Annotated in this window: 8 protein-coding genes; 3 read left to right on the forward strand and 5 right to left on the reverse strand. The window is 63.6% G+C overall.

Annotated elements, in window-relative coordinates; all coding sequences use genetic code 11:
* Nucleotides 1-12: 12 nt before the first annotated feature.
* The 3 genes from ACK5L9_RS18135 to ACK5L9_RS18145 all read right to left on the reverse strand — a co-directional run bounded on the left by ACK5L9_RS18135 (nucleotide 13) and on the right by ACK5L9_RS18145 (nucleotide 3,858).
* Complete coding sequence (locus ACK5L9_RS18135) at nucleotides 13-1,266, reverse strand: efflux RND transporter periplasmic adaptor subunit (RefSeq protein ID WP_416912866.1); 1,254 nt, start codon at nucleotides 1,264-1,266, stop codon at nucleotides 13-15.
* A gap of 139 nt (nucleotides 1,267-1,405) precedes the next feature.
* Nucleotides 1,406-2,962 (reverse strand): exodeoxyribonuclease VII large subunit, encoded by a 1,557-nt coding sequence (xseA, locus tag ACK5L9_RS18140; protein ID WP_416912856.1) that lies wholly within the window; start codon nucleotides 2,960-2,962, stop codon nucleotides 1,406-1,408.
* Nucleotides 2,963-3,159: 197 nt separating this feature from the next.
* Nucleotides 3,160-3,858, reverse strand: a complete 699-nt coding sequence (locus ACK5L9_RS18145; RefSeq protein WP_416912857.1) for a hypothetical protein — start codon at nucleotides 3,856-3,858, stop codon at nucleotides 3,160-3,162.
* 126 nt (nucleotides 3,859-3,984) lie between these two features.
* Here ACK5L9_RS18145 and purD point away from each other — a divergent pair, with 126 nt between their 5' ends.
* The 3 genes from purD (at nucleotide 3,985) to ACK5L9_RS18160 (ending at nucleotide 6,837) form a co-directional block, all read left to right on the forward strand.
* A complete protein-coding gene (gene purD, locus ACK5L9_RS18150) occupies nucleotides 3,985-5,250 on the forward strand; it encodes a phosphoribosylamine--glycine ligase (RefSeq protein WP_416912858.1) in 1,266 nt (421 codons plus the stop codon).
* A 246-nt stretch (nucleotides 5,251-5,496) separates the two neighbouring features.
* The gene (locus ACK5L9_RS18155) at nucleotides 5,497-6,030 is read left to right on the forward strand and encodes a GNAT family N-acetyltransferase (RefSeq protein WP_416912859.1); all 534 of its coding nucleotides are present in this window, start codon (nucleotides 5,497-5,499) and stop codon (nucleotides 6,028-6,030) included.
* A 48-nt stretch (nucleotides 6,031-6,078) separates the two neighbouring features.
* Nucleotides 6,079-6,837 (forward strand): hypothetical protein, encoded by a 759-nt coding sequence (locus tag ACK5L9_RS18160; RefSeq protein WP_416912860.1) that lies wholly within the window; start codon nucleotides 6,079-6,081, stop codon nucleotides 6,835-6,837.
* A 34-nt stretch (nucleotides 6,838-6,871) separates the two neighbouring features.
* On the opposite strand, the gene ACK5L9_RS18165 is transcribed toward ACK5L9_RS18160, so the two are convergent.
* Together ACK5L9_RS18165 and ACK5L9_RS18170 are read right to left on the reverse strand one after the other, a co-directional pair.
* A complete protein-coding gene (locus ACK5L9_RS18165; RefSeq protein ID WP_416912861.1) occupies nucleotides 6,872-7,528 on the reverse strand; it encodes an esterase/lipase family protein in 657 nt (218 codons plus the stop codon).
* A 25-nt stretch (nucleotides 7,529-7,553) separates the two neighbouring features.
* Nucleotides 7,554-8,367 (reverse strand): ribose-phosphate pyrophosphokinase (locus tag ACK5L9_RS18170; RefSeq protein ID WP_416912862.1); only part of this gene is annotated, 814 nt, incomplete at its 5' end.

Below are 8,367 nucleotides of genomic sequence, written 5' to 3' on the forward strand. Positions count from 1 at the left end.
CTGGTCCGGGGCTTAATTTCCGCTGCCGTTCTGATCCGCCGCGCCACCCGGCGCATCCGCGTCACCGCCACCCTCGCCCCCGGCGGCTGGTGCCTCGGGCTCGCCGCCCTGTGCGGGGGCTTCCGGGGCATCGGGTACCGCCGCGCGTTCTTCGGGGGTGACGGGCATGCCAACGCCGATCTTTTGCAGCCCTTCGACGATCAGCCGGTCACCAGCCTTCAGCCCCTCGCGCACGATCCAGGTGTTCCCGCGATCCTGAACGATATCGAGCTGCCGTTCCTCGACCATGTTCTGATCGTTCACCACCATCGCGACGGGGCGGCCCCTGCGGTCGCGGGTCACGCCCTCTTGCGGGGCCAGAACGACATCCTTCAGTTCGCCCTGCGGGATCTCGGCCAGCACATACATGCCCGGCAGAAGGAAGGCCTCGGGGTTGTCGAATTCCATCCGCAGGGTGACGACGCCCGTCGTCTCGTCCACATTGGCCTCCGCCGCCGTCAGCAAGCCGGTATGCTCATAGACCGAGCCATCGGCCAGATGCAGCTTGACAGTCCGGTCAATGGTTTCGGGCACGCTGCGGCGCGCGCCAAAGCGTTGCCAGCGGATGATTTCCGCCGCCGACTGGGTCACATCGACGCGCACCGGGTCGATGCGCCGGATCACCGCCAGCGGTGTCGGCTGACTGGCCGTCACCAATGCGCCACGCGTGGTCTGTTCCAGCCCGATCACCCCGTCCAGAGGCGCGGTGATCGTCGTCCGCTCAAGGTCGATGCGGGCGGTCAGCAATTGCGCCTCGGCAACCTTGACAGCGGCCTCGGCGGCCTCACGGGCGGCGACTGCGCTGTCCTGGGTCTGTTCGCTGGCCACGCGCCGGTCACGCAATGCAGCCACGCGGTCGGCCTCGCGCCGGGCGGAACCTGCCGTGGCCGTGGCCTGCGCCAGCGCGGCCTCGGCCTGCGCCACGGCGGCCTCATATACGCGCGGATCGATCCGGTACAGCGGATCACCCTGTTTCACAAAGCTGCCTTCGTCAAACAGCCGCTCGGTGATGATGCCGTTGACCTGCGGGCGCAATTCCGCCTGGGCCGAGGCCAGAACCCGCCCCGGCAGGGTCGCGGTCAGCGTGACATCTTCGGATGTCATCGTCACCACGGTGACGGCAGGCGGCGGTGGCGCGCCCCCCGGCGGCTGCTGAGCCTGCACCGCAGCGGCGGCCATTGTCAAAGCCGCCACGGCAATCGCGGTGCAAAATCGGAAATGTCTCATCATGCCTGCGACCCGCATCCTGAAACCCATCAAATAAATCATCTCACCGGCGCGATGCCGTTCAGCTTTTCTGCCCCGAGACCTATGCTGCCAAGACCCGAGACACAACCTCGGGCTGGCCATTTCGCCAAATTTTGACCTAAAAAAGCGTTTTCTGGGCAGGCCCGTCCGTTTTCCGGGCAGGTTGCGAGGGCGGGTTTTCGGGACGCGCGGTCAAGCGCCCATCCGCGAATTCGATCTCGAACCGGGGTTGTTTCGCCCCGTCAGCAACCGACGTCACCACGCCGCCCCGGCCATGCACCACCGCGAAACCGCGCTTCAGCGTTTCGGTATAACCCAGTGTCTGCCGCATCCGGTCCAGCCGCACCAAAGCCTCGCGACGGACCGCCAGATCGCGCCGCGCCGCCATTTGCAGCCGCCGCGTCAGCCCGTCAAGCCGTCCGGTCTGGGTGTCGATCGCCTTGCGCGTCGCCGCCACGGTGCGCCGCAGCGAATTGTCCAGCCGCTGTTGCAACTGCGCCAGCCGGTCGCTTCGTCGCTCAAGCCACCGGTCGCGCGCCATGTCCAGCCGCGCCGAGGCCCGTTCCAGCCCGTGCCGCTTGGCGGCGGTGAACTGGCGAAGGGTCGCCGCCGGGATCGCGCGCGACAGCAGCACCTGCCGCTTGCTTCGCACCAGCCCGCGCAAGGCGGGTTCCAGCCGCGCGCCCCACAGATCCAGCCGCTGCCGCGCGCCCTCGGTCAGCGCGCCTGGCCGACCAAGCGAACGGCCCAGATCGTGCAGCCGCTGGCGGGGCCTGTCGATCCGCAGCGCGCTGGCGCGGGTCATGCGCGCGCCAGCCTCGGCCAGCCGTACGGCCAGATCGGCGCGCACCGGAACCGCCATCTCGGCTGCGGCGGTGGGCGTCGGGGCGCGACGGTCCGAGGCGAAGTCGATCAGCGTCGTGTCGGTTTCATGCCCGACAGCGGAAATCAGCGGAATCCGGCTGGCGGCGGCGGCACGCACCACGGATTCTTCGTTGAAGCCCCACAGATCCTCAAGGCTGCCCCCGCCGCGCGCGACGATGATCAGATCGGGGCGTGGAACCGGCCCGCCCTGCGGCAAGGCGTTGAACCCCGCAATCGCCGCCGTCACCTGCGGCGCGCATGCCTCGCCCTGAACGGCGACGGGCCAGATCAGCACGCGGGTCGGGAACCGGTCACGCAGGCGGTGCAAAATGTCGCGAATCACCGCGCCCGAGGGCGAGGTGACAACCCCGATCACGCGCGGCAGAAACGGCAGAGCCTGCTTGCGGTCCTGATCGAACAAGCCTTCGGCAGCCAGCGCCTTGCGGCGCTTTTCCAGCATCGCCATCAGCGCGCCGGCCCCGGCGGGTTCGATCTGATCGACGATCAACTGATATTTCGACTGCCCCGGAAAAGTGGTCATGCGACCGGTGGCGATGACCTCCATCCCCTCTTCTGGGCGCTGCGCCAGACGCGCCGCCTGCCCTTTCCAGGTCACGGCAGCCAGAACCGACCGGTCGTCCTTGAGATCGAAATACAGATGCCCCGAGCCCGGCCGCGACACGCGCCCTATCTCTCCGCGCACGCGGACACGGCCAAACTGATCCTCAATGCTGCGCTTGACCGCGCCCGACAGCTCGGACACGGTGAATTCATGGGCATTGCTGCCCGGTTCGTCTTCCAGCAGATCCATGCGGGATTTCTAGACCACGCTTTCGCGCCCCGCCACCGCAAAAGCCCCTCGCCCCTGATGTGATGCTGCGATTGCAGACCGGAACCTCGATACAGGTCGCAAAGCCAAAGCCGGTGGGATCCGAGTGCAGCCGGATGGGAAACGCCGAAACCCCCGGACGGCGGCGCGATACGCCTTGCGTCCGGATTGGCCCTGGCTCAATCGCCGCCACCGCCCCCATCGCCACCGCCCCCATCGCTGCTGCCGCCATCGAAGCCGCTGCCCCCGCCATCAGCGTCGCCGATATCGGCAAACAACCTGTCATCGTCCCGGCGGGCCGAGTGCGACGGCACCTGCAATCCGTCGATCCCGCCGACAAAGCCGGAATCGCCGCCGCGCCGCGATGACCGCGTCAGTTTGAAGGGCTGCAGCAGACCGCTAAACGGAACAAGCGCGAAAACACCGATCATCATGGGCAGGAACAGCCAGTAATAACCCGGCCCGAACCAGTACACCGCATACAACATCACAATGGGCGCAACCATGCCCGCGACCAGCACCTTTGTCGCGATACCGGGGATGGGCCAGTATTGATGCGGCGGTTTCTGCCCGAACTCTGCCGCATAAAGCCGTTTCGTCCTGCGATAGGCACGCCCCTGCCCCGGCTCGTCATTAATCCACCGATCAAGCGCCCTGCCCGTCACAGCCTGACCAAATCGCTGCCATTCCCCGGCCACCCCCTGATGCATTCGCAGCAGATCGTGAATGACATCCGACGGCAGGACGGCCCCCTGCGCCGAGACGATGAACAAATAGAGAAACCGGCGATATTCTCGGATCAGCTCGTCCGCTTTCTGACCGGAACAGTAAAAGCGTTCCGAAAGCACCTCTTTGATGTCTTGTCTGACGTTGCCCACAATGACTGGCTGATGTTCAATTCGCGACCATAGGTCCGGATCACGCAATACACACCTCAAGAACTTGTCGAAATACATGCGCAACACTAGAAGTCGCGCTGACAAAGGCAAGCGAAAGGTCGGCTCATGAATATCCTGATCCTTGGCGGCGGCGGGCGCGAACATGCGCTGGCCTGGGCGATCCGGCAGAACCCGAAATGCGACCGGCTGATCGTCGCGCCTGGAAATGCGGGCATCGCCGGGATTGCGGAATGCGCCACAATCGACATCAATTCCCGCGCCGAAGTTCTTGAATTTGCCGAGGATAATTCGATAGATTTCGTCGTTATCGGCCCCGAGGCGCCGTTGGCTGCGGGCGTGTCCGACGCGCTGCGGGATTCCGGTTTTCTGGTCTTTGGCCCCTCGCAGGCCGCCGCCCAGCTAGAGGCCAGCAAGACCTTCACCAAGGAAATCTGCGATGCCTGCGGTGCCCCCACTGCCGCATGGGCGCATTTTGACGACGCCGCAGCCGCGCATGATCATGTCCACAAGCAGGGTGCCCCCGTCGTCATCAAGGCTGACGGGCTTGCCGCCGGAAAGGGGGTCGTGGTCGCCGAAACGGAGGAACAGGCCTACAACGCAATTGATCTTGTTTTTCAAGGTGAGTATGGAAAAACCTCAGTTGTTATCGAGGAATTCATGGCTGGTGAGGAGGCCAGCTTTTTCGTGCTCTGCGACGGCACGGATTGCCTGCCCATCGGCACCGCGCAGGATCACAAGCGGGTCGGAGACGGCGATACCGGCCCGAATACCGGCGGCATGGGTGCCTATAGCCCCGCGCCGGTCCTGACCGAGGCATTGCAGGCGCAGGTGATGGACCGGATCATTCGCCCGACGGTCGAAGAAATGTTGCGTCAAAACAAACCCTTTCAGGGGGTTCTTTACGCTGGCTTGATGATTGAGGACGGTCAGGCGCGGCTGGTGGAATACAATGTCCGCTTTGGCGATCCGGAATGTCAGGCGCTGATGATCCGGCTGGGGGCTCAGGTTCTGGACCTGTTGCTGGCCTGCGCCGAGGGACGGCTGGCCAGCGCCGCAGTGAGTTGGGCCGACGATCACGCGCTGACAGTGGTGATGGCTGCCTCGGGCTATCCGGGTTCATATATAAAAGGAAGTATTATCAGTAATTTGGAAAATGTTGCTGAGGATAGCTTCGCGACCGTTTTTCATGCCGGGACCAGTGAAAGCGGCGGCCGGATCACTGCGACGGGCGGCCGCGTGCTAGCCTGCACGGGACGCGGCGCGACTCTGGTCCAGGCGCGTCAGCGCGCCTATGCTCTGGTCGATCAGATCGACTGGCCGCAGGGCTTCTGCCGCCGTGACATTGGCTGGCGGGCACTGCCGCCCGGTTGATATTTGCTGCATTGCAGCGAGGTAAAAAATCCGTCAGGAAAGCGGCGCGAGTCCACCTCGGGTCGCTTTTTTTCATATTTTTTATCAATATATTAAGAACTGATGCGCCAAAATTCGCCGGTTCCGGCTCTGGGATTGAAAGATCGGCCCACAATGACAATCTTACATTAATGCCGCGACGCAGAAAAACCTGCCGCGGATATTTCGGGCCGGTCCCCGGACCGGCGGTCATAACAGGAATTGACGATGCTGCGATATAGTGACAGCGACGAATACAGTGACGAAACCGACGCGCAGGAAGCCGGGCTTCTGACTTCGCTGAACGACCGGCTGGATGTACGCGGGCTTGAGGCAAGGGACGCCCCCCGCCTTGCCGCGCATCTGCTGCGGCTGTCGCCCGCCGACCGCGCCTCGCGCTTTCATGCCGGGATGAGCGATAGCGCGATTGCCGCCTATGTGGCGCAGATCGACTGGAAAAAGGTCTATATCTTCGGCGCATTCATCCGGGGAACCCTGCGCGGCGTGGCTGAACTGGTCCCCGATCAGGACGCAAAATCCGGCGAAATCGCGGTCTCGGTCGAAACCAAGGTCCAGCATGCGGGATTGGGCAGGCTGCTGGTCCTGGCCGCGATGCTTGCGGGACGGCGGATCGGGGCGACGACGCTGCGCCTGCAATACCAACCCGGCAACCACACCATGCGCAGCCTTGCGCGGGACATGGGCGCGCGAATGGGAAAACCGGGCGAATGCGTGATTTCGCTGCCGCCGGTGCCAGAGTGACATTTGACGTAAAAACAGAAAACTCTGCCACTTTAGGGAGAGTTTATTATGTCGAGATCAATTTTGACTATTGCCATGTGTGGTGTGATCGCCCTGTGGACCGCGATGTTTGTCGTTCCCGGCAGACCTGCCTCGCTGAATGAATTTGGCGACAGCTTCGGCATTGTGAATGCGCTGTTTTCTGGCCTTGGGCTGGTCGCCATCGTGTATTCCCTGCATCTTCAGGCGCGCGAGATCGGTGCATCGGCCCAAACGACCGATGAAACCCGTCAGACCGTCGAAAAGCAGAATGCCGAGCTGAAGCGATCTGTCATTGCCCAGACCGCACAGGCAAATGCGCTGGAGGCATTGGTCGATCAATACCGCAAGCACCTGTCTGAACTTGGCCGGCAATCACAGATCATGGCCGAACGATTGCAACACGAGGCGAAACGCGACGCCGTGATCCAGGAATTCCAGCTACGCACCGCGCTGCATGATGCATGGGAACGGCTGGAAGCACTGTTGCCGGACTGTCAGACATATGACGACCAGCGCGATCAGTTCGAGGCCTCGCGGTATCGCGATGCTGTGGGGGTCGCCATCGCCTTCAGGGAAAACAATCCGGCTTCTTCCATTCTTGGCGCCTTGACCCCGCCAGAGCAGGAGTTTCTGAAAACGCACCTGTATCGCGCCGACAGAGAGCAGACCTATTTCAGCCGCGAAGCGCAGGCTTTGGCGTATTTCGGCGTGCTGGCAGAGGTCGAACCCGGACAGCGTTTGCGAAATTACATGTCCGCCAAGGACAAGTACCAGGAAAATGCGTGATTTCCCTGCCAACCCTTCCGGGTTGACGCAGGGGTCAGTGCTGGAAATGTCCTTCGGCGAGGAAGGTTCTGACCTGCCGGATCACCTCGGCATTGTTCATCATGAATGTGTGGCTGACCGGCAGGGTAATGTGATCGGCCATCCCCTCGACCCGCGTGGCGGCAACCGCGACCTTGCCGTCATCGGGTCCGGGGATCAGCGCCGATGAGACCGGGTTCACCGACCCGTCGCCTGCGATCACGCCAAGTTCGAACGTCACCGGACCAAGGGATCGCGGCAGCGAATCCGCGCCGGTTCCCAGTTGCAGCCCCGCCGGCCCGTTGAACAGCCTGAAGCCAGGCAGCCCCCCCAGCCGGTCCACCAGCGGCGATCCGTCATTCGGCGGTGCCAGCATGACCACGCGCCCCATGGCCGCGGGGCGGTGCTCGGCCAGCCACAGCCGCGCCAGAATACCGCCCATTGAATGCGTGACCAGATGCACCGCTTCACCTTCGGGGCATTGATCTATCCCCTGCCCGACCACCGGGGCCAGATCGGCCAGCGGCGCAGCGCGTGACGGATAGCCCTGATTGACCACGGCATGGCCATCCGTGGTCAGCGCCCGTTCCAGCGCCCACAGCGAGGCAGGGCTGCGCGCCAGCCCGTGCAGCAGCACCACGCAATCCGCCGCCGCCGGCACCGCAGACAGCATCAGCACCAGAAAGCAGCGGATCAGGTCAGTCGCGATTGTAAAATCCTTCGTAAATCGGCAGCAGGGTATCGGTCTCGAACAGGCTGGACACCGAAGTGCCGTTCCAGATGTTCAGGATCGCCTGGGTGAACATCGGCGCAGTCGGGACGATGCGGATGTTCGGGGCGGAGTTGATGGCTTCGGTCGGCTGGATCGAATCGGTGATGACCAGCGATTTCATCACCGAATTGCTGTCCCTCTCGACTGCGGGGCCGGACATGACGCCATGGCTGATATAGGCGTGCACCTCCGATGCACCGGCATCGGTCAGGGTCTGGGCGGCCTTGACCAGCGTTCCGGCGGTGTCGCACATGTCATCGACGATGATGCAGGCCTTGCCCGAAACATCGCCGATCACCGTCATTTCGGCCACCTCGCCGGCCTTTTCGCGGCGCTTGTCCACGATCGACAGCGGCGCGCCGATCCGGGTCGCCAGTTCGCGCGCGCGCGCCACGCCGCCGACATCGGGCGACACGACCATCAGATCGCCCATCCTGCCCTTGAAATGATGCTGCACATCCAGCGCAAAAACCGGCGCGGCATAAAGGTTGTCCACCGGAATGTCGAAAAACCCCTGAATCTGGGCGGCATGCAGATCCAGCGTCAGGACACGGTCCACCCCCGCCTCGGTCAGCAGGTTGGCGACCAGCTTGGCCGAAATCGGCGTGCGGGCCTTGGCGCGGCGGTCCTGACGGGCATAGCCGAAATAGGGAATTACCGCCGTGATCCGCGCCGCCGAGGAACGCCGCAGCGCGTCGGTCATGATCAGCAGCTCCATCAGGTTGTCATTGGCCGGGTTC

It is taken from the genome of Paracoccus sp. (in: a-proteobacteria) (assembly GCF_047973135.1).
GTDB lineage: Bacteria > Pseudomonadota > Alphaproteobacteria > Rhodobacterales > Rhodobacteraceae > Paracoccus.

Excerpts from the sequence above, each read along its gene's own strand:
- purD (WP_416912858.1), top strand. The coding sequence starts at position 3,985 with ATGAATATCCTGATCCTTGGCGGCGGCGGGCGCGAACATGCGCTGGCC.
- ACK5L9_RS18135 (WP_416912866.1), bottom strand. The coding sequence starts at position 1,266 with ATGAGACATTTCCGATTTTGCACCGCGATTGCCGTGGCGGCTTTGACA.
- xseA (WP_416912856.1), bottom strand. The coding sequence starts at position 2,962 with ATGGATCTGCTGGAAGACGAACCGGGCAGCAATGCCCATGAATTCACC.
- ACK5L9_RS18165 (WP_416912861.1), bottom strand. The coding sequence starts at position 7,528 with ATGCTGTCTGCGGTGCCGGCGGCGGCGGATTGCGTGGTGCTGCTGCAC.
- ACK5L9_RS18155 (WP_416912859.1), top strand. The coding sequence starts at position 5,497 with ATGCTGCGATATAGTGACAGCGACGAATACAGTGACGAAACCGACGCG.
- ACK5L9_RS18160 (WP_416912860.1), top strand. The coding sequence starts at position 6,079 with ATGTCGAGATCAATTTTGACTATTGCCATGTGTGGTGTGATCGCCCTG.